The sequence below is a fragment of the Pantoea sp. X-Soil-YNGN-785 genome, from assembly GCF_059730585.1.
The window spans coordinates 590,042-614,383 of record NZ_AP035942.1; the positions used below are offsets into that span (position 1 = coordinate 590,042).

23 protein-coding genes are annotated in these 24,342 nt (G+C 55.6%); 10 read left to right on the forward strand and 13 right to left on the reverse strand.

The genetic code is table 11. The annotated features are described in order from the left end of the window. Nucleotides 1–854: 854 nt before the first annotated feature. Nucleotides 855–1,523, reverse strand: coding sequence for a YecA/YgfB family protein (locus AC6I8E_RS02600; RefSeq protein WP_033781757.1), 669 nt, complete (start codon nt 1,521–1,523; stop codon nt 855–857). Nucleotides 1,524–1,809: 286 nt separating this feature from the next. On the opposite strand from AC6I8E_RS02600, the gene AC6I8E_RS02605 reads away from it, so the two are divergent. Beyond that, entirely contained in the window at nt 1,810–3,006 is a 1,197-nt protein-coding gene (locus tag AC6I8E_RS02605) for a serine hydrolase domain-containing protein (protein WP_497824682.1), read from the forward strand. 125 nt (nt 3,007–3,131) lie between these two features. Next, complete coding sequence (locus AC6I8E_RS02610; RefSeq protein WP_013356658.1) at nt 3,132–3,647, forward strand: RcnB family protein; 516 nt, start codon at nt 3,132–3,134, stop codon at nt 3,645–3,647. A 47-nt stretch (nt 3,648–3,694) separates the two neighbouring features. Here the strand turns inward: AC6I8E_RS02610 and AC6I8E_RS02615 are convergent, their stop codons facing one another. The 4 genes from AC6I8E_RS02615 to AC6I8E_RS02630 all read right to left on the reverse strand — a co-directional run bounded on the left by AC6I8E_RS02615 (nt 3,695) and on the right by AC6I8E_RS02630 (nt 7,252). Then, nucleotides 3,695–4,807 carry an NAD(P)/FAD-dependent oxidoreductase gene (locus AC6I8E_RS02615; protein ID WP_195857383.1) on the reverse strand — a complete coding sequence of 371 codons (1,113 nt, stop codon included), beginning with the start codon at nt 4,805–4,807 and terminating at the stop codon, nt 3,695–3,697. A 19-nt stretch (nt 4,808–4,826) separates the two neighbouring features. After that, a complete protein-coding gene (locus AC6I8E_RS02620) occupies nt 4,827–5,579 on the reverse strand; it encodes an amino acid ABC transporter ATP-binding protein (RefSeq protein WP_013356660.1) in 753 nt (250 codons plus the stop codon). Next, complete coding sequence (locus tag AC6I8E_RS02625) at nt 5,572–6,378, reverse strand: amino acid ABC transporter permease (RefSeq protein ID WP_013356661.1); 807 nt, start codon at nt 6,376–6,378, stop codon at nt 5,572–5,574. The genes AC6I8E_RS02620 and AC6I8E_RS02625 overlap by 8 nt, the downstream gene beginning before the upstream one ends. 61 nt (nt 6,379–6,439) lie before the next feature. Then, the gene (locus AC6I8E_RS02630) at nt 6,440–7,252 is read right to left on the reverse strand and encodes an ABC transporter substrate-binding protein (RefSeq protein ID WP_013356662.1); all 813 of its coding nucleotides are present in this window, start codon (nt 7,250–7,252) and stop codon (nt 6,440–6,442) included. Between the two features lie 193 nt (nt 7,253–7,445). Here AC6I8E_RS02630 and AC6I8E_RS02635 point away from each other — a divergent pair, with 193 nt between their 5' ends. Further along, nucleotides 7,446–8,531, forward strand: a complete 1,086-nt coding sequence (locus tag AC6I8E_RS02635; RefSeq protein WP_497824398.1) for a LacI family DNA-binding transcriptional regulator — start codon at nt 7,446–7,448, stop codon at nt 8,529–8,531. A 5-nt stretch (nt 8,532–8,536) separates the two neighbouring features. On the opposite strand, the gene pdxR is transcribed toward AC6I8E_RS02635, so the two are convergent. After that, nucleotides 8,537–9,985, reverse strand: a complete 1,449-nt coding sequence (gene pdxR / locus AC6I8E_RS02640; RefSeq protein WP_497824683.1) for a MocR-like pyridoxine biosynthesis transcription factor PdxR — start codon at nt 9,983–9,985, stop codon at nt 8,537–8,539. Nucleotides 9,986–10,085: 100 nt separating this feature from the next. Between pdxR and AC6I8E_RS02645 the strand changes: the two genes are divergently transcribed. Further along, complete coding sequence (locus AC6I8E_RS02645) at nt 10,086–10,799, forward strand: GNAT family N-acetyltransferase (protein WP_013356665.1); 714 nt, start codon at nt 10,086–10,088, stop codon at nt 10,797–10,799. 13 nt (nt 10,800–10,812) lie between these two features. On the opposite strand, the gene AC6I8E_RS02650 is transcribed toward AC6I8E_RS02645, so the two are convergent. Beyond that, the gene (locus tag AC6I8E_RS02650) at nt 10,813–10,986 is read right to left on the reverse strand and encodes a hypothetical protein (RefSeq protein WP_497824399.1); all 174 of its coding nucleotides are present in this window, start codon (nt 10,984–10,986) and stop codon (nt 10,813–10,815) included. 54 nt (nt 10,987–11,040) lie between these two features. Between AC6I8E_RS02650 and AC6I8E_RS02655 the strand changes: the two genes are divergently transcribed. Then, complete coding sequence (locus AC6I8E_RS02655) at nt 11,041–11,568, forward strand: hypothetical protein (RefSeq protein ID WP_418162477.1); 528 nt, start codon at nt 11,041–11,043, stop codon at nt 11,566–11,568. 178 nt (nt 11,569–11,746) lie between these two features. Here AC6I8E_RS02655 and opgB read toward each other — a convergent pair whose 3' ends face one another. After that, the gene (opgB, locus tag AC6I8E_RS02660) at nt 11,747–14,038 is read right to left on the reverse strand and encodes a phosphatidylglycerol--membrane-oligosaccharide glycerophosphotransferase (protein WP_013356668.1); all 2,292 of its coding nucleotides are present in this window, start codon (nt 14,036–14,038) and stop codon (nt 11,747–11,749) included. Between the two features lie 210 nt (nt 14,039–14,248). Next, nucleotides 14,249–14,638, reverse strand: coding sequence for a tautomerase family protein (locus AC6I8E_RS02665; protein ID WP_013356669.1), 390 nt, complete (start codon nt 14,636–14,638; stop codon nt 14,249–14,251). A gap of 102 nt (nt 14,639–14,740) precedes the next feature. Here AC6I8E_RS02665 and AC6I8E_RS02670 point away from each other — a divergent pair, with 102 nt between their 5' ends. After that, entirely contained in the window at nt 14,741–15,658 is a 918-nt protein-coding gene (locus AC6I8E_RS02670) for a LysR family transcriptional regulator (RefSeq protein ID WP_013356670.1), read from the forward strand. On the opposite strand, the gene AC6I8E_RS02675 is transcribed toward AC6I8E_RS02670, so the two are convergent. Then, a complete protein-coding gene (locus tag AC6I8E_RS02675; RefSeq protein ID WP_013356671.1) occupies nt 15,635–16,648 on the reverse strand; it encodes a glycosyltransferase family 32 protein in 1,014 nt (337 codons plus the stop codon). The two genes, AC6I8E_RS02670 and AC6I8E_RS02675, sit on opposite strands and share 24 nt — an antisense overlap. A 504-nt stretch (nt 16,649–17,152) precedes the next feature. Here AC6I8E_RS02675 and AC6I8E_RS02680 point away from each other — a divergent pair. Further along, nucleotides 17,153–18,118: a beta-propeller fold lactonase family protein gene (locus AC6I8E_RS02680; protein ID WP_201253220.1), complete on the forward strand. Its 966-nt coding sequence runs from the start codon at nt 17,153–17,155 to the stop codon at nt 18,116–18,118. Here AC6I8E_RS02680 and AC6I8E_RS02685 read toward each other — a convergent pair. Then, nucleotides 18,100–18,654 carry a histidine phosphatase family protein gene (locus tag AC6I8E_RS02685; protein WP_033781772.1) on the reverse strand — a complete coding sequence of 185 codons (555 nt, stop codon included), beginning with the start codon at nt 18,652–18,654 and terminating at the stop codon, nt 18,100–18,102. The genes AC6I8E_RS02680 and AC6I8E_RS02685 overlap by 19 nt on opposite strands. Before the next feature lie 580 nt (nt 18,655–19,234). Here AC6I8E_RS02685 and AC6I8E_RS02690 point away from each other — a divergent pair. From AC6I8E_RS02690 to AC6I8E_RS02700, 3 genes are all read left to right on the forward strand, one after another. After that, a complete protein-coding gene (locus tag AC6I8E_RS02690; RefSeq protein ID WP_013356675.1) occupies nt 19,235–20,623 on the forward strand; it encodes an MFS transporter in 1,389 nt (462 codons plus the stop codon). An 87-nt stretch (nt 20,624–20,710) separates the two neighbouring features. After that, nucleotides 20,711–21,733 (forward strand): LacI family DNA-binding transcriptional regulator, encoded by a 1,023-nt coding sequence (locus tag AC6I8E_RS02695; RefSeq protein ID WP_041457176.1) that lies wholly within the window; start codon nt 20,711–20,713, stop codon nt 21,731–21,733. An 11-nt stretch (nt 21,734–21,744) separates the two neighbouring features. After that, nucleotides 21,745–22,731 (forward strand): nucleoside hydrolase, encoded by a 987-nt coding sequence (locus tag AC6I8E_RS02700; RefSeq protein WP_313679506.1) that lies wholly within the window; start codon nt 21,745–21,747, stop codon nt 22,729–22,731. A 149-nt stretch (nt 22,732–22,880) separates the two neighbouring features. On the opposite strand, the gene AC6I8E_RS02705 is transcribed toward AC6I8E_RS02700, so the two are convergent. Both AC6I8E_RS02705 and fhuF read right to left on the reverse strand, forming a co-directional pair. After that, nucleotides 22,881–23,345 (reverse strand): YbaK/EbsC family protein, encoded by a 465-nt coding sequence (locus tag AC6I8E_RS02705; RefSeq protein ID WP_013356678.1) that lies wholly within the window; start codon nt 23,343–23,345, stop codon nt 22,881–22,883. Nucleotides 23,346–23,439: 94 nt separating this feature from the next. Further along, a complete protein-coding gene (gene fhuF / locus AC6I8E_RS02710) occupies nt 23,440–24,234 on the reverse strand; it encodes a siderophore-iron reductase FhuF (protein WP_033781774.1) in 795 nt (264 codons plus the stop codon). Nucleotides 24,235–24,342: the final 108 nt, after the last annotated feature.

A 24,342-nucleotide genomic window follows, 5' to 3' on the forward strand; every position in this document is an offset into this window, starting at 1 on the left:
TATCACTTTCATCACTTCTGTCTGATAGAGAGATGGACGATTTAGTTAGTTCATCAACGTTAATCTGCATTCTTACAAATAAAATGATGAAAGGGAATTTACATACTCTCATCCACACGCTGTAGAGAAGAAAACTAACTTGAGGTTCCCAGGCAGGATAAAATTATTTAGTATGGATTTTTTGCGATTTTAAACTCCAAAAAAAACTAATCAGACATTGCGTGCCGGATTTTTTTGTCAATCTTGTGTAAATGTATTTAATAAAATGCTATCAGCGCAGAAATGATTTCCGTTGATTTTTCCTGGGATTAACTACTAATAATATCAGTAAGTTATATGTAATCTCCCGGTCTTGTTGACTGTTTTCATTATAAATTTAAACGTAGAAAATACGATTAGAGTTAATGTTATTTTAACAAAAAATAATCGTGCGTTATTATATGGCAATAAATAAAGCTCTTTCATATTTAGCATTAAATGCACTTTTCAAAATCAGCTAATTGATAACAGCAATAGATTGCAATTTTATAACTTTTGTTAAAATAAAGATGTATATCTATCAAATCTTGTAGTGAGTGTTAAACCCGTGCAGGCTATATCTCATGTGAAGTTAATGATGAGTTTTTAAAGCAAAATTTCACTTTTTTAACTAAGCAGCGTGAAAGCCTGTTAACTTCTATTCCTAATCGGGAATGATGTTTATTACAGACGGTAAAAATCGCGCTTACCTCAGTGATAAGTCTGTTGTTGCTCAGGGCATGCACTGTCTAATCGGGGAAAGTAACGGATAGATAATCTGGCGAGACCTGCCGGGCGGTAGTAACACCCGGCAGATGATGGGGCTAATCAGTCAATCAATGCAGACAGCACTGCTTATATTTTTTGCCGCTGCCGCACGGGCAGGGATCGTTACGGCCAGGCAGTTTTTCAGCGGAGACAGGTTTTTGTGGCACGGGGATGGCTTCCGGCTGGGAAATCCAGTGATCGTGCAGCGCCAGCGCAGCAGGGCGAATCGCCTCAATGCTGGCTTCCATCTCGTCCGGCGTCATGGCGTCAATCTTTTCGAGGTTCTCTTCCACACCGTGCAGGGCGATAGCGTCCAGCGCAGGCTGCAGATCGGCAGGCAGGGCAGACCAGTCAGTCAGCGCGACACCGCGCATGTAACCGAAGCACCACTCTTCCACCACGGTAAACTCCAGACCTTCCATCTCGCGGATGCCAAACAGCGGTTCGAACTGCTCCGGGAATTCAGATAAGCGATCGGCCACATCATTCATATGCTGGAAGCACAGCGACATAAAGCGCGTCATTTCACGCTCGTTGCTCCATTTTGGAATCTGCTTCTCGCCACCCCACAGCGCCACCAGCCACTGGCTGGGTTCGACGGTGACAGGGCCGGAGAGGACAGCAGTCAGCAGGCCATCCAGTTCGGAGACATCAATAATCGACGCTTCGCTGCCATATTTTTCCAGCATATCTTCCAGCCATTGCAGCTCTTTTTCGGACAGTGGGCCTTCTTTCATGCGGTTGCCTCCCGGGCATATCAAATTTCAGCGCGGCGTTAAGCCTCAAAACCGCAGCAGTGTACACCCTTGTGGGCTGCAACACAGCTAACCAGGGCAGTACACAGTGGCTAAACCGTGTTTAACACCACTTTAACCCCGTTATGCACGCGATAGCCCGCAGTACTTTATGGTACATTTTTGCGCTATATCTGGTCTGCTGCGTATCAAAGAAAATTAACCTGATGATTATTAAATGAAAAATGGATTTTCCGGCAGGCAGGCTGTGGCCGTACACCTCACACGGATGGCTTCTGCCAGCCGGTGGATGAGCAGATTAACAACGCGATGCATACTCGCCGCAATCTTCCTGCTGGCGGGCTGTGGAACCCTGTCGCAAACCTCCGCGCCGGTGGGCGACCGTGTTTATCTGACGCACGCTACCTTTCGCCAAAATGTCGATGACATCGTGCAGCACTACATGCAGCAGAAGCAGGTGCCCGGTATCAGCATTGCGGTGATTCATCACGGCGGTCCGACACGTTATTACCCGTTTGGCGTCACCGATCGGGTGCATCGCTACCCGATCACGCCCGATACCCTGTTTGCGCTGGGATCGCTGAGTAAAGGCGTGACGGCAGAAGTGATCATCCAGCTGGTTGATCAGGGTAAGCTGCGCTGGAGCGATACTCTGGCCGATCTTTTGCCACAGGACGTTCACCTCAGCGCTGACGCGCGGCGCATCACGCTGCTGCAGCTGGTGACGCACACCTCCGGTCTGCCGCGTCAGGATATGGATCTGCCGATGCTGCTGCAGTTCGTTCGTTATCTGGACACGGGGGAGAACTTCTATGGCAATCTCGACAGCGACAAACTGCTGAGTTATCTGGCGCATTTCTCAGTACCTGCGGTACGCATGCCGCACTACTCCAATCTCGGCTATGCGCTGCTCGGCTTTATCGTGCGCACCCGTTTTCATCAGGACATTCAGACGCTCGCGTCACAGCTCATCTTCACGCCGTTAAAGATGAACCAGAGCAGCTTTGTGCCGGAGCGGCTGACGGGCTATCCACTGCGTGCGCTGGGTCATGCCGGCGATCAGCCGAAATTTATCCGCCGTGGTACGCTGACGCCCGACTGGCATTTTCACGGCAATATGGTGGCCGCGGCCAGTCTTTACAGTAATGCGCGCGATCTGAGTGCTTATCTGCGCGCGCATCTTGATGCGACCGGTGATACGGCACGGGATCGGGCTTTTGCGGCGGTGAACCGGCCGTGGTATCAGCAGGGGGCGCAGGCGCAGAATATCGCCTGGGTTACCGACACCATCGAAGGGCAGCAAATCACTTATCAGGTGGGCTATATTGGCGGCTACGCCAGTTTTATCGGCTACGATAAACGTCACGGCAATGCGATCGTGGTGCTACAGAACGGCTTTAACTGGAGCAACTATTTAGGCATTGCGTTGTTGGTCGATCTGGCAACTCAGGATAAAGTGGTCTGATCCGTTACCTGGCCTGTGTGCAGTAAAGCGAACCGCGCTGTTTTCCCTGCACATAGCATCAGCACAATGGAACTGAAGTGCGATAAACTTTAGCCTGACTGTCAAAATTCAACGTGGAAATCATTATGCGCAGGACTCAACGTGTACTTTTATCAATGGGATTACTGGTTGGCTCGCTGAGCCTGATCCCCGCTGTACAGGCTGCTGGCGAAGCAACGGACACCGTTCCGCCACCGCCGCAGATCCAGCCCGCTAATCCTGATGCTCAGCCCGCGACGCCAGATACCGGCACCGCTCAGCCGGATGCCGGTGCGGCGCAAAACCAGGCACCGACCAGCTCACAGTCTAATGATGGTATTACGCCGACTACGCCAAACACGCCGTCAACGGTCAATGGTGCGCGCCCTAATTACGATCTCAGCACCATCATCATTGACTACAAACAGTACAACATCGGTGACATCGTGCCAGAGAAGTACACCGATAAAACTTTCACCATCACCGAGTGGCAAAAGCGTAATCTGCCTGCACCGCAGGAAAATACCCACTGGGCGTATATCAACGCCAACTACATTCTGATTACCAATGACACCGGCAAAATCGTCATGGGTAAATCGGGTGATATCTTCTTCCGTGGCTGATTCCGTGGATAAATAAAAATCAGCCGGTCGTGATGACCGGCTTTTTGTTAGCTGAAACGCTCTGCACCAAAGCCTGCCAGCATCGGATGCTTTTCACCGCTTACGATCTCCTCCGCGAGTAATTCCCCGACAATCAGCGCCAGGGTTGCGCCGGAATGCGTGAACGCGACATAACAGCCCGGCACCTTTTGCAGTTGTCCCAGCACCGGATCGCCATCGCCCGGAATCGGCTTCAGGCCAATCTTCCAGCTCTGAACGCTGAGCGGCTCATCACCCCGTAACAGCCTGCTCGCTTCATCTGCCAGCTTTACCACGACCTGCTCATCAATATGATACTCACCGCCGGGCAGCAGCCGGATATCCTCTTCGTACCAGTCATGATCCAGCGCATAGCGGTTACCCGGATTGGGACGTATGGCGGCGCGGGGCGTGTTCAGCACCGATTTCAACTCATGGCTACCCGGTTCCGTGATAACCAGCATGGAGACCGGCGATCCGTTGGGGATTGTCACGCCAAGCGGTGCTACTACATCTGGTGTCCAGGGGCCACAGGCGACCACCACCGCATCTGCCCGCAGTTCACCCTGTTCACTGCGGATGCCACAGGCGCGGCCCTGCTCGGTTAGCACGCTGGCTTTGCCGGCATGCTCTATCACTTCACCCCCGCGCGCCCGGAACTGATTTACCAGATAATCGGTCAGGTGCGGCAGGCTGACCCAGCCTTCGCCGGGATTGAATATCGCCTGCGACGGCAGCGCGTCGGGATCGATGGCCGCATCTGCCTGTGCCACGTTGTCAGACGTCATGAGTTGTGAGTCGTAACCGTGGGCTTTCTCATAGGCATGCCGCGCCTGGGTTCCGGCTGCATCGTCTTTAAACCAGCAGACCCCTCCATCAAAACGCAGCCAGTCGAGGTCAGGATGTTGAGCAAACAGGGTGCGATAGCGATCGATACCCGCCATGCGCAGCGCGTGGTAGGGCAGGGAGCGCTCACCCGCTGAGTTGAGCCACGACAGTGAACGTCCCGATGCGCCGGAACAGAGCGCCGCTTCGGTCACGAGCGTCACTGCCGCACCCCGTTTGGTCAGCTCCAGCGCCGTCGACACACCGATCACGCCACCGCCCAGTACCACCACTTTCAATTCAGTTTTTAACGCCATTATCAGGTTCCTTGCTCAGTTACAGCACTTCAGAGAGAAAACGTTGCAGTCGCGGCGACTGCGGTGCATCAAAAATGGCACCCGGCGGTCCGGCTTCAACAATCTCGCCTTCATCCATAAACACCACCTGATCCGCCACCTTGCGTGCAAAACCCATTTCATGGGTCACCACGACCATCGTCATGCCGCGACGGCAGAGATCCGCCATCAGCGTCAGGACACCTTTCACCAGTTCGGGATCGAGTGCGGAGGTCGCCTCGTCAAACAGCATGACTTCGGGGTCCATCGCCAGCGCACGGGCAATCGCGACGCGCTGCTGCTGGCCGCCGGAGAGATCGCGTGGCCGGTGATCGGCGCGCTGACCCAGGCCCACCTCTTCCAGCCGCTGACGCGCAATCGCCATTGCCTGTGATTTGGGCAGGCCTTTGACCCGCCACGGGGCCAGCGCCACGTTCTCCAGCGCGCTGTGATCGGGGAAGAGGTTAAAATGCTGAAACACCATGCCAATCCGCAGCCGCAGCGCATCAGGCTTGTCGTGCAGCACCGATCGGTCAGCCAGCAGGACATCCCCGGACTGCGGTTCGTGCAGCCGGTTGATGCCGCGCAGCAGCGTCGATTTACCCGAGCCGGATGGCCCGATAATGCAGGTGGTGCTGCCTGGCGCGACCCGCAGCGAGACGTTACGCAGCACCTCAATCGGGCCATAGGCCAGCGTCAGATCGCGTAGCTCCAGACTGGCGCCGTGCCAGCTCGCGCCGTTCAGGTTATTCATGGGTGCCTCCGATTCGGGGTTGCGTGACCAGTGAAACGCCGGGCGCTCTGACTTCATCCACTTCTTTTAAGCCGCTTTTCGGTGCCGTCAGGCGACGGCGGCCGGTGCGATAGCGCACATCGACATAGTTGACCATGTGCGTCAGCGGCACCGTGATGATCAGATAGAACAGCCCGGCCAGCATCAGGGGCGAGAGGTTGCCGGTGAGCACCGCCGCATCCTGACCCACGCGAAACAGCTCCCGCTGCTGGGTCATCAGGCCCAGCAGGTAGACCAGCGAGGAATCTTTGATGATGGCGATGAACTGGTTAACGATGGCGGGCAGCACGCGGCGGATCCCCTGCGGGATCACCACCAGCCGCATTGCCCGGCCATAGCTCATCCCCAGCGCCCGGCAGGCCTCCATCTGGCCGCGCTCCACGCTCTGAATCCCCGCGCGAAAAATCTCGCCCATATAGGCGCTGGCGATCAGGCTGAGGGCGAAGATCCCCAGCGGATAGGGCGTCGGACCGAACAGCTGATAGCTGAAGCGCGCCAGGCCCTGACCAATCAGCAGAATGGTCAGAATCGAAGGCAGCCCGCGAAACAGATCGGTATAGAGCCGGGCCGGCAGGCGCAGCCAGCGTGAGGGCGAAATGCCCATCAGCGCCAGCAGCAGCCCAAACAGCGTGCCGAGCAGCGTGGCCGCCAGCGAGATAATCACCGTGTTGACCAGCCCGGTGGTCAGCATCTGCGGCAGCACTTCCATCATTGATGGAAAATCAAAGAAGGTGCGGGAAATAATCGTGAGCAAGTCCATCGCCGTCTCCATGCAGAGCGGGGCATCCCCCGGTTAATTCAGGACGCGAACGTCCGCCTCTTTATTGCCCGCCAGGCAGATACTGTTTTGGCATCGGCGATCCGGGGAACCACTTCTCGTAAAGTCGTTTCCAGGTGCCATCCTGCATGGCGGCTTTGATGGCACCGTCCAGCGCGGCCTTAAAGGCGGGTTTGCCTTTGGCTATGGCAATGCCAGCCGGTGCATCAAACGAGGGAATGTCGGCGGCAGAGACCAGTTTGAAGCGTTCGGCGTAGCTTTTTGCCGCCTCGTAGTCCAGGAAGATGGCGTCGAGCGTGCCGTTGTTGAGCGCGGAGACGGCGCTGTTGTTATCCGGGAAGCGCACCAGATCGGTCTGTGGGAAGTGTTCGACGGCATAGCTCTCCTGCAGCGTACCCTGAACGACGCCGAGCCGGTGTTTTGCCAGGCTGGCGACATCCTTCACGCCGCTGTCAGATCGGGTGAGAACGGTGAGAAATCCCGCCAGATAACCCGTCGAAAAATCGACCGTCTTTTCCCGCGCAGGCGTGATGCCGATAGCCGCCACCGCCGCGTCATACTGACCGTTAGCCACGGCCGGCATGATCGCCGAGAAGTCCTGACCAATAAAATCGACCTTATCGATCCCGATACGGTGGGCGACATCCCGGAAGAACTCGACGTCAAAGCCGGTGAACTGACCGCTGGCATCCGTGAAGGTGTACGGTTTGGAGTCGCCGACGCTGGCGACGCGAAGCTGACCGGGTTCGATCAGCCCATAAGGATTACTATCGCTGGCAGCCAGCGTACAGAACGAAAGTGAACAGAGTGCGAGGGCGGTGCCGAGCAGTGTGCCCAGGGTGGTTTGCGATTTCATAGCTCATCCGTTTTTGCAGGTTTAAACATCAGAGACTGTTGAGCCAGCAATTATAATTGAGACCGGTCTCAACGCAGGTGGTACCTTAAGACGTGGGCATTGTGAGACCGGTCTCAAGGGGTTACAATGAGTTTAAGCACAGCCTTTTTTCGGCGTCAATATTCCTGTCATCAACCTGTGATTCAAAATAATTATGACAAGTCAGAAACGACAATCGAAAGCGCCTACCGTGGCGGATGTGGCACGTGCAGCAAACGTCTCTAAAGCTCAGGCGGCGCGTGCGCTGGGAGGCTATGGGGCGGTCAGTGATGAGGTGCAGGAGCGGGTCAGCAGCGCAGCCTCTGCGCTGGGCTACCGTCCGAATGCCCTGGCCCGCAGCATGAATACCGGGCGTTCTAATACCATCGGTGTGATTGTCGGCGATATCGAAAATCCTCACTTTGGCCTTGCGCTGCGCGGGATGGCCGATGTGGCACGCACGGCGGGTTACCATCTGCTGCTCAGTAACAGCGATGAGAAACTGCAGGCTGAGCAGGATGCAGTGCGGGTGATGCTGGAAAAGCAGGTCGACGGCATTATCGTTGCGCCATGCTGTTCGGAGCACCAGCACAACAGCCATCTGACGCAGGTACTGGAAGAGGGCAGAGCGCTGAAATTATTTGATCGCGCAGTGACTGACCTTGATGTGGAAGCAATCTGCTGCGAATTTACTGACGTCGCTGAACAGGCGACTACCCGATTGCTGGAGGCAGGTCATCGTCATATCGCCTATGTCACCAGCATGGCGCTGGCAACCGACTACAGCACGCCGGGCGATTTTGGCCTGACGCCAGTCGCCCAGCGCGTTGGCGGCATGATGCAGGCCTTTGCTGCCGCGGGCGTGGCGTTTGATCCAACGCTGGTGAAAGTGAACGCGCTGGACGAAGCGGAGATTGCCCGTATTGTGGCTGAGCTATGGCAGCGTCCACAGCCGCCTACGGCGCTGGTGGCCTCAGACAGCGTGGTCGCGATGTGGCTGCTGCGGGAAGTCACGCAGCGCGGACTGCGGATCCCAGCCGATCTCTCCTTTGTGATGTATGACAATTTTCCGTGGAGTGAGATTGTCACGCCGCCGCTGACTGTAGTGGCGCAACCGGTGTATGAGATGGGCCGGGAAGCCGCACGACGCCTGATTGCGGAGATACGCGGCGAAGCCGTCGGGCCGATGCCGCGCTTTGATGCCCGCCTGATGATTCGTCAATCGATTGCTGCGCCGGCCAGCCTTGTCAGCGCGGAATGATTAGGTCATCCGGGCCAGCCGAGCAGGCGACTTAGCTGGCGCATAGCTGCGGTAATTTGCGTGTCGCTGCAATTACCATAGCCAATAACCAGCCCCTGCTTCACCGGTTCGCGCAGACAGAAGGTCGAGAGAGCCGTGGGCGCGTAGCCCGCCTGGAGCAGTGTGCGGGTAATAGTGACGTCATCCCGATGAGGATCGAGTGGCAGCACCAGATGCATACCGCTGTTGCCACCCAGCAACGGAATCGCCTGACCTGCAGCGCGCTGCAGTTCGGTTCGCAGCCATGCCTGTCGCTGACGATAGAGACGACGCATTTTGCCCAGATGTCGGCGATAATCACCACTGAGAATAAAACGCGCCAGCGCCTGTTGTTCCAGCCGGTTTCCGCCGCGCAGGATCTGATGCAGTGCCGGTCGCAGACGCCTGACTAGCGTCGCGGGCAGCACCATAAAACCGATGCGCAGCGCGGGGAACAGAGTCTTGCTGAATGAGCCGAGATAGATAACCGGAGCATTATCGGTCATGCCCTGCATCGCCATTATAGGTTCGCCGTGGTAATGGAAGTCGCCATCATAATCATCTTCAATAATCCAGGCCTGGTGCTGCTGCGCAGCCGCAATCAGCGCCAGACGCCGGGCCGCGCTCATGACGACGCCGGTGGGATACTGATGGGTAGGCGTGGTATAAATCAGACGGGGTGGAGCCTGTTTCCAGTGTTCCGGCTCGGGGGCCATTCCCTGGTCATCGGTGCGGATCGGGACAACGTTAAGTTCTCCGGCCTGCAGAGCCGATTTGGCATTACGATAACCCGGTTCTTCAATCCAGCCATAATCGCCCGGATTACTCAGCAGGGCGACGCACAGCGTTAACGCCTGCTGCACACCTTCAGTAATCACAATCTGTCCGGGGTCACACCGTACACCGCGCGTGATACGCAACTGTTGCGCCAGTACGGCACGCAGTTCTGCTTCACCAAAGGGATCGCCATAGCCGAGCAGCGACGGTGGCGGGTGACTCATTACCTGACTCAGCGCCCGGCGCCAGGCCGCCATCGGAAAATGGTTCAGGGCAGGTATGCCGGGTCGCAGCGGCAATGAGCCGGTGTCGATCCACTGGCTTTGGTGAAAAGCCTCAATCCGTTTTGCCAGCGGCCAGCGGGCTAGCGTATCGTCATCCGCCTGCCCGGCAGGCAAAGCCAGTGGGCTGACGCGGCTGCCCTGTCGATCGCTCATCAGATAGCCCTCAGCCTGCAACTGGGTCCAGACGTTAAGCACGGTATTCCGCGACACCTGCAGCTCAACTGCCAGTTGCCGCGTAGACGGTAACATCGCGCCAGCGGCAAGCTGCCCTTGCAAAATGCCCTGTTTTATCCGCTGATAAAGTTGCTGCTGCAGCGTGGTCCCGGCGGCGGATATCAATGGTGCCAGCAGCAAAGGGGGGATCTCTGGCTTCATAGTCGGGTCCCGTGGATCTATCATTTTTCCTGATTGTGGTACTTTTTAACCCACCATGATAGTGGCAATCTGTGGATATCATCTGCAGCCGGGAGGCGATATGTCACAACACCTGAATCAATTCGGTCAGCCGGTCGGCCAGCCTTTACCAGACTGGCAACCCCGTCCTTTGCCCCAGCATCAGGTTTTCACCGGCGAGTCATGTCGGCTGGAGCCGTTCAGTGCTGCACGGCATGGTGATGCACTGTATGAGGCCTGGTCACTGGCTGAAGATGGGCGTGACTGGACTTACCTGCCCGTTGGGCCCTTTACCGGGCACAATGCGTGGCAGGACCATGCAGCACAACTTGAAGCCAGCCGCGATCCGCTACATTTCGCCGTCATCGATCTGGCTACGGAGCAGGCGGTGGGCAGCCTTTCATTAATGCGCATCCAGCCTGAACATGGCGTAGTGGAAGTCGGGCATGTCACGTTTTCGCCCCGGCTGAAGCAGACCCGCATGGCGACGGAAGCGCATTTTCTGCTGATGCGTTACGCTTTTGAAACGCTGGGCTATCGCCGCTATGAATGGAAATGTGATAGCTGTAATGGGCCTTCCCGTAAGGCCGCGGCCCGTCTCGGTTTCCGTTATGAGGGGGATTTCCGCCAGGCAATCGTTTACAAAGGCCGTTCTCGTGACACCAGCTGGTTCTCGATTATCGATAGCGAATGGCCGCAGGTGAAAAAGGGCTTTCAGCGATGGCTGGCGGAGGATAACTTTACCGCCGACGGTCAGCAGCGAGAGAAGCTGGAAGCACTACGCGACAGACCCTGATTGGGTAGTGGGCTCACAGTAGAATATCTTTCAGGACCCCTGCCAGCAGGGTGGTGGTCATGAGGATAGATAACCGTTTGATCCAGCGCATATCAGTGCGCAGTGTCACAACGTCATTTCTCAGGCTGTCGACAGCGCCCGTTAATCGGAAATTCATTTCACTGAGCATCGCTTCCATCTTATCCACTTTGATTTCCAGGTGATTAAAACGGATGGCCAGCTTGTCGGTTTTTCTTTCAACATGGCAAAGCCGTTCGTCGATCTGATTAACTTTTATGGTGAGATGCCCAAGCCGCTCGTCGATCTGATTAACTTTTATGGTGAGGTGCCCGAGCCGCTCGTCGATCTGATTAACCTTTGTAGTGAGATGCCCGAGCCGCTCGTCAATCTGATCTACTTTCGTCGTAAGCTTGCCGAGTCGATTGTCCATCTGGTCAACTTTCATCGTAAGCTTGCCGAGCCGATCGTCCATCTGGTCGACTTTGGTCGTAAGTTTGCCGAGTCGATCGTCTGTCTGTTCGGCTTTTGTCTGAAGCTGGCCGATCCGGACGTCAATATGTTTGGCTTTGGTCTGAATCTGACCGAGCTGCTTCCCGACCTGTGCGCCTGGCTGCCTCTACTGCATATCGGTAAACACCTCCACCATCGCCTCCGCTTGCTGATCGTCGATCCCCGCCTGTTGCAGCGCTTTAAAGGCTTTGTGGGTACTCATCATTGTGATGAGTCTCACGACACCTCCCTGTGTACTTCGGCGATAACCGCATTATGACAGGCAAAAAGCGTATCACCACTCAGTCGGTTATATTTTGCGCGCCTTGCCGAAAAAATATCAATTAGTACAACAGGTAACGTGCAGAGGAGTGCGGGTTGGCTCGCAACAGGAAGTCGATGACAGGATGAGGCGCCTCTGCGGTAATCCGCAGAGGCGGGAGAAGAAAAAACGGGTCTTAAGGCTGTGGTACGATTTTAATTTCAACCATGCCAATGCCCAGTTTGCGCGGATCCTGACCTGTGATATTGCCGGTGTTACTCAGCTGCGGCTCAGGGGGGGCAATGACCAGTTGATGGCTGGCGCCTGGGTTGTCGAAATGCAGGGTATGCGTCGATACCTCTTCGCCCAGCGACAGCAGTTGCTGCTGATCGCCCACCCGAACCGGGATCGCGCGATGTGCGTTGGGGCCATACGCGCGTGCGGTAATGACCAGATCAAACTTAGCCGGGAGTGCATCGACATAATCGATATGCACTTCTGGCGCGAGATTGGCGTTTGACCAGCGCCCCCAGCTCTCTGGCCGTGAGATGCCGCTGAAGCTTTTAATCGTTTCCGGCGCGCCGGGCACATCAAGCCGGAAGCTGTCGGCGCTATAGCGAATGTTATTATCTTCAATGCGGATCTGCGCCAGGTTCTGCTGGTAACGTGCCTCGCTGACAGCGCCGTCCGGGAACTGCACTTTGCCTTTCCACTGCGGTTTGTCGACATGTGTCACGGTTGGCGTGCCGCCGAGCTGCCCCATCGCCACACAGAGATCGCCGGAAAGAGCCAGCGAAGGCTGCCAGAGTCGCGCCATTTTAAAACAGCGATCCACCCAGAGGAATTTATCGGCTGAAGCGAAATCGGCCAGCTGATAGCGCAGCGGGGCCGAATATTCCCCTTCCGGCATCGGCTCAACATGCTTATCGCTGATGCGGAACAGAATCGGCAGTTTAAAGGTGGTGCCTGAGAAGCTGAAGGTATTCTTCGCCTGATCCACCGTGAAGCTGTCTATCTTCTTCGGGAAGTTCCAGAGCTGGATGATGTCGGGTTTCCAGCTCGCCACCTTACTCTTCATGTCGTCGAACTGGGTGGAGAGCGAAAGAGAAGAAAGGCTGCTGCGGCCCAGGCCAATCGCGTTATCGCCGCCGAGAATATCCAGCAGCGTCGCGCCATTATCCAGCGTGCTGCGCTTCGCCTCCATCAGCTCCGCCTGCGGTTTATCACCCCGGATCACCATGAACAGATTGCGACGTGGCTGTTTGACCAGCCACGGATGCGCCGTGTTGTTCATGGCCAGATGATCGGAGCTCACCACAATCACGGTGTTTTTAAACCACGGCGACGCTTTGATGCGTGTGATCAGCCGCGCCACATGTTCCTGCGAGCAGGCGACCGCGCTGAAGGACTGATTCGGTTTGCCATCAATGCTATAGCTCCTGCGATCGCAGCTGCGTGAGATAAACCCGTCCGGGTGATGCGTATCAACGGTCAGCGTAAACAGTGCGAAAGGTTTACCGGCCTGCGAGAGTTCCTGATACTTCTCAAAGACTTCATCCAGCACCGTATCGTCGTAATAACCCCAGTTATTGCGATAAGCAGGATCGGCAACGCGGCTTTTCAGCTCCTGCGAACCATAAAGATTTTTGGGGTCGAAACCGTGCGATTTCAGGAAGACATCTTTACCGGCAAAACGCAGATCGGCACCCTGAATAAACCAGTTCTGGTAGCCGGAGTTTTTCAGGATGTCGCCCAGACAGACGTTTTGCGGATAGAAGCTGGAGAGCGATGCCGACGCATTACCATCAAACGGCGCAAACAGCGGAATGCCGCACTGTGAGGCGACCATGCCTGCAATGGTGTAGTCGGTGCCGGGTAACTGTTCGGTTTCGCTGAAGTCGATACTCTGCTCTTTCTGCCGGCTCAGCTCAGGCGCCAGGCCAGGAAAGGCGATGGGGTCGAAATAGGTGCGCTCTAAGCTTTCACCATAGATGTAAACCACGTTAAGGCGCGGCTGTTCAATGCGATTACGCGGCACTTTATAGAAGTTGTCGAAGTCAGAGTCCGCCATCTGGGTATGCGACACGATGAGCGTCGCGACCTGGCGAAAGGCCGGGGTGGTCTGCACCGAACCGAGCGCGCAGGCGGCAGCCAGCAGTGACCAACCCATGTGATGGGGACGCTTACGCCGACGCAGAATCCACGACAGCAGGCAGAACAGCAGGAACAGCACAATAATCAGCCCAATCGCGGGCACCACATATTTACTGACACCCGCGCCGGTCAGGCTGTTAGTCAGCGTATAGAGCACCGCATCGTTGATGCCGTCACCGGTAAAATAGTTGCTGGCATAAAGGGTGGCGTTCAGGACAACGAAAAGCACCAGCATGATAAGAACAAGAATAAACCAGAATTTGTTACGCCCGGCTTTACAGGAATAGATTGCAATAGCGGCCAGAAACAGCACGACGGAGACCAATTCGGACAACGGTAAATCCTCTCTCTACAGGGTTGCACGAGGCTTCACGCAACCGGCCACCTTCGGGGGATAGTTTTTCGACAATCTATATTGGCTGTCATCCGGCTGCAACATATCCGGCCCGATTTGTGCGGTGGAGAGCAGATTGGTTCAGAAGTGAGGTTTTCAGGCGTGACGGTGGCTGGCGCACCGTCAGCAGAGCAGAAGTCAGGACGTTTTTCAGAGTTTGCCGGTGAGGTATTGCGCTTCTCCGTCGGCAAAACTCCAGTCACCTTTGTCATTGGTGATAAAGCTGATCATTAAATCGTTGCCCTGCACGCCACAGTGCTCACGCAGCTCACGCGCCAGCTCCGCCATAAAATGTTGCTTCTGTTCACGACTGCGTGGGCTGGTATAAACCCGCACCATCACCAGATTATCGCTGCGGCTAAATCCCAGGCCGGTATCCTGAAACACCATCTGATAGCGCTTGTTTTCCTGAACAATCTGATAACGATCCCGTTCAGGCACTTTAAAGGCTGTCAGCACGGCACGGTGCGCCGCATCCAGCAGTGTACGCAGCTCTGATTCTGAACGACCCTGAATAACATCGAATTGCAGCAGTGGCATGGTGAATTCCTCATCGTGATTAATGAGCCTATGGTGACCCCTTTATCCGGCGGGAAAAAGCGCGTAGCCTGAAATGATTATTCACTATAATGAACAATCGCAATGAAAGAGATGAAAACGGATACGCTGTGGGATCATCTTCACTGGCTGACCGTACTGGCTGAGCAGGGCAGCTTTACCCGCGCGGCGGAGCGGCTGGACGTCAGCAAAGCTGCGATGAGTCAGAAAATCAAAGAGCTGGAGCAGATAGCCGGTGTACTGCTGGTACAGCGTACCACGCGCAGCGTACGACTGACATCAGCGGGTGAGAAGCTGGTGGAGGAGTTGCGCGAGCCTTTTGCCCGCATCGAACAGAGTTTTTTCAGCGTGCGTGATACCGCCGGGCCAGTGCGTGGTCTGGTGCGTATTACCGCGCCGGTAGCGTTTGCCCGGCAGCAGCTGGTGCCGATTATTGGTGAGTTTCTGCGTGACTATCCGCAGCTGCGTCTGCAGCTGGATGTGACCGACCGCATTGTGTCGCTGAGCAGTGAGGGGTTTGATCTGGCCATCCGGCACAGTGACACGCTGCCGGAAACCCATGTGGCGCTGCCGCTGTGTGATACGCAGACAGTGTTGGTGGCCTCACCTGCCTATCTTAACCAACAGGGTATACCGAACACGCCGCAGGATCTGATGCAGCATAACTGCCTTTACTATCCGCGTGGTGTTGAATCACCGCGCTGGCGGTTTGTAACCGCAGCGGATGGTGAAGAGGTGCAGGTGCGGATTCAGGGCTGCTTTGCCACTAACAACAGTGAGTCGATACGTGATGCCGCTCTGCAGGGACTGGGAATCGCGATGCTGCCCGACTTCAGCGCCCGTGAAGCGCTGGCCGCAGGCTCTTTGCAGCAGGTGTTACCTGAGTGGCAGCCGGTGGAGGCCTTTGCCGCCCGCCTGTGGATCGTTCGACCCTGGGCGGCGCAGGTACCCCGCGCGGTCACCACTTTTACGCAGTGGCTACGCGCGCGCTTTGACCGTTGATGGCAATGCCAGCGCAGATGATGGGGTGTGCATCATCTCGCCAATCAGGCTGCTGCGGTTATACAAACCCAGTCGCAGATTGAAGTCGAGATGCAGTCGCTCGTTGCCGGTTAATTTGATAATCGGTGGTGGTGTCTCTGGCCGCTGCTGAAACATCACAGACTGCGCAAACGCGCTGCTGCTGTCGGCATGCAGGCGCTGATAGTACCAGGCGCTGGCTTCACCTTTACGCAGATAAAGATTAGCCCGCCGGTATTCGCGCATCGCGACCTGCTGCGCCAGCGACAGAAGCTGGCGTGACGGATTATCTACATTTTGCACAATCAGCGGAAAATCATCACGCTTCTTAAGCTCATGGAAATAGTTGCGGATACCGACGTTTTTAACCGGTGCCAGCTGTTTCAGCCATTCGCGAATAAAGGCATTCTGCGGCGGCGCGGCAATAAACCAGCTCTCGGTGACCGGCGCAAGCAAGTTTAGCGTTGATTGCTCGCGATAGTAGCCGATGAGATCCATTGGCCGCGCATGGTGAACGCGATGCACCCAGGCAAGATTTTCAAACAGCAGGGTGCTGCAGTCGATGCCAATACCGCCATAGCGGTGAATCAGCTCAAGCCGGATTATTTCACTTTTATGTGCCAGCGTTAGATCGGAAGAGATAAAGCTGAGTTCGGGCAGCCACTGCGACAGAGTGCGCTGCGTGACCAGATAAACCTGGTGGTCGGGGTTGTCCCGCCGGATTTTACTGATATTCAGCGCCATTGACGTCGGCAGCTGATCGTTATGCCAGACCATCCAGACAATCTTTGGAATCTCGGGCAGATCTTTCTGCTGAGCAATCAATACGACATTATCTTCCTGTCCCGGATCATATTCCGGTGCCTGACAGAGGCTCTGCTGTTTCTTATTCCATAACATCTGGCTACTGAACGATATTCTTTTCCAGTTACGCCAGAGTTTATGCGCTGGACGTTGGCGATGTGAAGTCATGGTACACCTGTTATTTTTATTTTCCCGCTATAGTGCAGGCTCTGCCCGTTGTGCCTGAGGCGTGAACGGGCGGCATTGCATACTGAGTGCAATCCCGATGAGTGCGGGAATTAATGAATAGTTTTCCCTGGTGGCGACGCAGTGCGGGAGCGCGCGATAGTTTCCTCACGGCTTTTTAATTGCACTGCACCTTTTTAATAAAACATTATTTACACATTAGCTATGTCTTTTTTTGACTTTAGGATAATACGGAAATAATCCGGTCACCTTAATGGAATAATAATATCGCCACTGTTAATCAGTTATTTAAATGTGGCGGAACGCATAACTAAGGAATGTCTGAATATTATGCTAAGCCTTTGGCTTCTCTCAGGGCCCGGACCTCAGAAACAGTGAGTATTGCGCTTAACGTGTGGCGTAAGCCCGGCTCAACAATTTGCGGAATCGGACAGCCTGAAGAAGATTGTCTACGCTTAAGAAGAACTTACTGAGAAAGGAGCGCGCATGCAGAGTGAATCCTATGGTTTACTGGCGGTTGATAAGCAGGGCAATCGCGTCCTGTTTCTTAACCCGGAAACCTTCGCGGTCGAGCGCGAGCTGAACGCTTTTCCACCGCGGCCGCATGAACTCCTGATGCTGGCACCCTGGGGTAAAGCGTATGTGCCTATCTATGGTGACGGTGTTCATGGCAATAACCCGCATCCGGGTCACAAAGTGGCGATCATTGATTTGCAGCGTCGTGAGATCAGCGGCTTTATCGATCTGTCGCCGTTGCGAGCACCACACAGCGGGCAACTGGGCCGCGATGGCAAAGTCTATCTCTGCTGTGAGCAGAGCGCCGCCGTAGCCGTAATCGATCCGCAGACCGACAAAGTGGAAAAGATCATCCCGATTCCTTCTCACAACGCGCATCGCCTGACGCTGTCACCCAGCGGCCGCAAACTGTTCACCGATAACGAAGAGGATGCGACCATCACCGTCGTGGATCTCTGTGAAGCAGAGGGACGGGTGATTGATACGATTCTGCTGCCGGGCCCGATTGCGGGTATCGCCGCCTCACCAAAACACCCTTATCTGGTCGCCAGCGCAGCAGATGCGCCGTTGCTCTATGTGATCGACCGACAGAGCCACCGTATTCGCCAGCGCATTACGCTGCCGGGTCATCAGCAGCCCTGCCAGGTGGTTCGCTTCAGCGCCGATGGCGAACAGCTGGTGGCGATTGGCGATCAAGAACCGCTGGTAACGCTGTTTGACGACCTGCTGAATCCGCTGGGCGATATCAGCGTGGGAAACATGCCGATGGATGGCTGCTTCACGCCAGACAGGCAACAGCTGCTGATTGCGAATCAGGATGACGGCACGCTGAGTGTGATCGATCTGGCGCAGCGTAAAGTGATTGCCACACCGCGTGTCGGAACGGGCTGTGAGGTGCTGGGCTATTTTCCGATGGGTCAGATAAACGGACGATGATAGATCGCAGAACTCCAGTGGCGGCTGCTGGCATGTTTCTCTGCCTGCCAGCCGCGTTTACGTAATTCTCGCGCAATCATCTTGTTCATGATGCCGTGGCCCAGCAGCAGCACCGTGCCACGCCGTGAGTGCTCGATCAGCTTCTCTGCCGCCGCCGAGGCCCGGCTGCGCGCATGTTGCAGCGACTCCGCTTCACCCGCATAACCGCAGAACCACAACAGCCGCAGTAAGGCCAGCCAGCAGATTGTCGGCAGTTGAAAATCCCCCGTTCGCAGCAGCGGTACGGCGACTTCGCTGTAGAGCGCATCAATCTCATGAGGCTGCAGGCCAAGCTGGCTCAGAGAAGATTGCGCGCGGGGCAGGGGACTGCAGACAATAATTGCGGCCTGACGAGCAATCTTAATACTGCGCGGTGGCGGTCCGTCACTGACTCCGGACTGATCGTAAGCTTCGCACCAGTCTGCCAGTGCCTGCACGCTCTGGCGACCCGCTGCCTGGTGGTCAGGTTTACCGTGTCGCATCAGAATAATGGTCATAACACCTCTGTCAGGCTTTTTTTCAGGGTAACGCATTGTCTGCGCTTGCCGCGATTTTTCAGAATAAAGATGAAGTGTCATCTGCAGGTAATCCGGGTGTGCGACAACAGAACCCGATGAAAGGATTTTAGCCCCGCTTATAACGCTTAATGATTAGAGAAAATGCTAACTTACCGCGCAGAGTGATTTTTTATTGTGCGATATAGTGGAGTTAACTGGCTGAATTTGCGCTGAAAATGTGTGATGACGCAATGTGATAGTGAAGTTTTACTAACAATTTGCGCCGGGATCTCTTGATTTATCTACGCGCGTAGATACACTAGGTCCCCAGTGATTGCTCACGGTGCGATGCACAGTAGGCTCCATTGATTGTTAAGTTACATTCGCTCAGTTTAAGCGACCGGTGAAAAATACATCGGCGAAACGGGGCGAAGAACAAGATTCCAACACCAGGGAATCCTTTAACCTTTCATCATGGTTAGTCAACTGAACGTCGCCACCGGGGGAATTCCGCTTTCATCAGGGAATCGACCCATGGACGGGCGTTTATCAATCTGCATACTCATTCAGGGATAGGGTTATGACGGCACACAATTCCGTTAAGCAGCAGGCATCACTGTCTTCCACCTCAGCCGCCGACGAGCGGTTTAACACTTCTTCAGGCCGCAAAGATTTCTGGCGCGCCACTTTCTCATGCTGGCTCGGAACGGCAATGGAGTACGCGGATTTCGCGCTCTACGGTCTGGCTGCCGGTATCATCTTTGGCGACGTATTCTTTCCGGAATCGACTCCCGCAATGGCACTGCTCTCCAGCTTTGCTACCTGGTCAGTCGGCTTTGTTGCCCGGCCTATCGGCGCACTCTTTTTCGGCTGGCTCGGCGACCGCAAAGGCCGAAAGGTCGTGATGATCTCCACCATCATTCTGATGGGCGCTTCCACCACCTTTATCGGCTTAATACCGAGCTATGCCGCGATTGGTGTCTGGGCTCCGGCCTGTCTGGTGCTGCTGCGCTTTACCCAGGGTTTCGGCGCGGGCGCAGAGTTATCGGGCGGCACGGTGATGCTGGGTGAATATGCGCCCGTTAAGCGTCGTGGCCTGGTTTCATCCGTTATTGCTCTGGGGTCTAACAGCGGTACGTTGCTGGCCTCGCTGGTCTGGCTGCTGGTAGTGCAGATGGATCAGCAGAGCCTGCTGGAGTGGGGCTGGCGTATTCCCTTCCTCAGCAGTGCGCTAATTGCCCTTGTTGCGCTGTGGATTCGACGTCACCTGCGTGAAACGCCAGTGTTTGAGCGCAGGAAAGCGGAAATGGAAGCGGAACGTGCAGGCGTACTGGCCGCGCCAGTCGTGGACTCGCGTCCTTTCTTCCAGCGTACCCGCGCTTTCTGGACCATGATAGGTTTGCGCATCGGCGAAAATGGCCCTTCTTATCTTGCTCAGGGCTTCATGGTGGGTTATGTCGCGAAGGTGCTGATGGTGGATAAGTCCGTACCGACGACGGCGGTGTTCCTTGCCTCACTGCTGGGCTTCCTGATTATTCCGTTTGCGGGCTGGCTCTCTGATCGTTTTGGTCGCCGGATCGTTTATCGCGTCTTCTGCCTGTTACTGATGATCTATGCCTGGCCCGCCTTTACGCTGCTGGACACGCGTGAACCGATGCTGGTGATCCCGGTTATCGTGGTCGGTATGGCGCTGGCGTCACTGGGTATTTATGGGGTGCAGGCGGCATGGGGCGTGGAAATGTTCGGCGTTCAACATCGCTACACCAAAATGGCAGTGGCCAAAGAGCTTGGCTCGATTTTATCCGGCGGCACAGCGCCGCTTATTGCCGCTGCTATGCTCTCTTATACCGGTCACTGGTGGCCGATTGCGGTCTACTTCTCGGCAATGGCCGCCATTGGATTCTTTACCACTTTTGTCGCTCCTGAGACGCGAGGGCGGAATCTCAATCTGCCTGAAGATGCCATCTAGATTTACCTGAAGGTGCCGTCTGCCAGGAGAGAGCGATAAACAGCAGGCCGTGTAAAGCGGCCTGTTTTTTTTATGGAGGAACGTGATGTGCCTAAGTCGTTAACGGGAAAAGTGACCCGCAGTGAAGTTGCGAAAGCGGCAGGCACCTCAGTGGCAGTCGTCAGTTATGTCATCAATAACGGGCCTCGTCCGGTCGCTGAGGCGACCCGTCAGCGGGTACTGGAGGCGATTAAAGCCACCGGTTACCGGCCCAATGCAGCAGCACGCGCGCTGGCCTCCGGCAACACCAAAACGTTTGGGCTGGTGGTGCCCAACATCGGCAATCCCTTCGTGGCGTCAATGGCGCACGTGTTGTTGCAGGAGTCGATGAACCACGGTCACGTCATGCTGCTGGGTGATGCAGGTGATGACCGCAAACGCGAACTGGAGTTAATTCAGGGGCTGCTCAATCGGCAGGTCGATGGTTTGTTTTACAATAGCGTCGATCGCCATCCTTACATCGACCTGATTAAAGCCAGCGGAACGCCACTGGTGATGCTGGAGCGGGTTGAGCCTCAGCCGGGCGTGAACATGCTGCGGGTCAATGAGCGTCAGGCCGCGTGGCAGGTGACGGCACATCTGTTGAGTCACGGTTATCAGCAGGTAGGGATCATCAGCGGCCCGGTCGATATGCTCAACGCACAGGATCGTATTCAGGGCTGGCGCGATGCCATGCACGATCGTGGCCTGCCGATTGATGAGTCGCTGATGTTCCCCGCCAGCTACACCCCACAGGGCGGCTACGAGGCGGCACAAACCATGATCGCCCGCGGCTGTGTGCCTCGTGCGTTGTTTACCAGCAATGAAGGTCAGGCGATTGGCGCGCTTCGCGCCTTTTCCGAACATCACCTTCGCGTGCCGCAGGATGTGGCACTGGTCTGCTTTAACGGGACCAATCACTCGTCGTTTCATGTTCCGACATTAACGACCGTGCGCCAGCCACTGCGTGAGATGGCACGCTCTGCGATTCAGATGCTGAAAGAGGGACAGAGCGAAGCGCAATTAAAGGAGTTTCCACACTATCTTGAAATTGGTGAATCCTGCGGCTGTCAGCCGCAAAGTCAGAGTTAATTTATAAAAATATGAAAAGAATCATTATTGATTGCGATCCCGGCAATGGTATCGCGGGTGCCAACACCGATGATGGGCTGGCGATTGCGCTGGCCTTAGCTTCACCAGCCCTGTCGCTGGAATTGATCACTACCGTAGCGGGTAACACGCCATGTGACGTGGGTGCACGCGTTGCCAAAGATCTGATCGTCCGGCTGGGATTATCTATCCCGGTCGTACAGGGCGCGACGCAGGCGTTACAGGAAGATCCTGCGCCATGGCGCGAGACGCTGGATCATCGGGTCAATCAGCTTGCGCTGGAAAAGCTCTGGCAGGATGTGCGTCAGCCAGCCGATATTGCGGCGGATGCGTTTGATGCGGCTGACGCTATCGGCAAACTGATTTGCGACAATCCGGGCGAGATTACACTGGTAGCAATTGGTCCGCTGACGAATGTGGCGCTGGCGATGCAGCGCTATCCCGCCATGGCAGAATCGGTGGCGGAAATTGTGATCATGGGCGGCGTCTTCTCGCTGGATGATTACATCAAAGACACCAATTTTGGTCTGGATCCCGAGGCGGCGCATCAGGTGTTGCACAGCGGTGCTGCGGTAACACTGGTGCCGATGGATGTCACCACGCAGACGCTGCTGACCCAGCAGGATCTGACACGTCTCACCGCGGCCGATCATCCGCTGACCGAATTTGTACGCGACACGCTGCGCCCGTGGATCGACTATTCAATGGAAACCCGTCAGCTGGCAGGATGCTGGATCCACGATGCGCTGGTGGTCGCCTGGTTGCTGAATCAGCGAGTCGCCTCGGGTATCGATTACCGGGTTGATATCGAACTACGTCCCGGTGCGACGCGTGGCAAAAGCTGGCGTTATCGTCAGCCGCTTCGGCTCACTGTCGGTGTGCCTGATCACTGCGGTGCATCAGTGCATGTGCTGCATAGCGTCGATAACACGCTGCTGTTGTCGATCATCGAACAGGCATTTAAGCGCCTGATATCCTGAAGTCATGGGCGATTAACTGCGCCCGCTTACTGCGCGTGATTAACTGCCATGATGGGGCGGTGATTATCATCGGCTGATAAAATCTGTCAGGTTGTCAGCAGCATTCGGGCGCAGGCAGAAATGCAGGGTTTGTGAGCCGATGCAAAGCGTTAAATCGCTTCGCATACGTCGATCCAGCGGGCGTTAGTCAGTTCAGCCATCTGCTGTGGCGAGATGCGGACGGCGCTGTGGATAGCGCCAGCGGCGGGCAGGACTTCTTCAAAGCTGCGCAGTGAAACATCACAGTAGACGGTCAGCGGATTCTCCAGACCGAACGGACAGACGCCGCCCACCGGGTGGCCGGTCCAGTTAATCACCTCGTCGACGCTCAGCATCCGCGCTTTCGCGCCCAGAGCCGCTTTCAGCTTGCGATTATCCAGCCGGGCATCGCCGCGTGTCACAATCAGCACCACGTCGTTTTTCACTTTCAGTGACAGGGTCTTGGCAATCTCTCCTGGCGTCACGCCATGGGCACGTGCAGCCATCCCGACCGTTGCAGTGCTTTCTGCCAGCTCAATAATTTCAATTTCAGGGGCGTGTTCGGCAAAGAACTGGCGCACGGACTCCAGACTCATCTTTCTCTCCAGGCTGATCGAAGGCGTAAAAATTGCCACAAGCCTCAGTGCCTGTAAACGAGATAAACGGAGAATTCGCTGTAATTAAGTCTGTTTAGCTGCCGCTCAGGGTGCAGTTGCCACATTGTTCGACATCAGGGATGCGATAACGCTGGCAGCAGCTGCGACGGACCAGTTCGCCGTTGCGCGGGATCATGGTGCGGTAAAGTGGGTTTTCGCTGCCATCCAGCAGCCGCTGGTTGAAGAACAGCGCCTGCTCCAGTTGCAGGATCAGCGCCTCATCGATCTGGCTTTTCAGCTCACCCAGGAACCACTGGAATGAGTAGCCCATGTTGTTCCAGATGAGTCGGGCGTTGATATCACCATGCTGCGTAATACCTTTGACCACCGGGATCAGATGCTGCTGAATCAGCCGATCAATGCGCTGCAGCGAATTAAGATAGCGCGCTTCTTCATCTTCCTGCACATCGATCCAGAACGTGGCCGGATGGCCATTCTCATGAAATCCGACGCGAATATGCTCAGGCGAGCAGTCCAGCGCACGTGACTCCTGCAATAACGCCATGATGAGCGGAGGCAGCAGAAGGCCAAAATACCACTGTGCCCAGAGTGACAGCACCGGTTTCGCTTCACGAACGGCATCAGGATGATCGCGATAAAGATAATCGCTATAGCGCTGGATGAGCGGGGCAAAGGCCTCTGATTCCGACCAGTCGGCAAGCGTCAGCGTTTCGCGCGGAGCAGACTGGCTTAACTTCGTCGATTCAAGCAGATAGCTGCGCTGTTGCTGCAGCCGCTCATGCAGACTTTCCGCCAGCGGGCGGTCATTCTGCCGGAAGATCATCGACTGAGCGCTAAAACGCTGTTCCTGAGCTGAAGCAGTTGCCATGACGACTCGCAGAAAGTGTAGATAAGAAAGCAAATGATAATCGTTATTGATTAACTCTACAAGTCGTGTAAAAAATCGTCGCTGCTGGCGGGAAATCGGCGGGGGTTG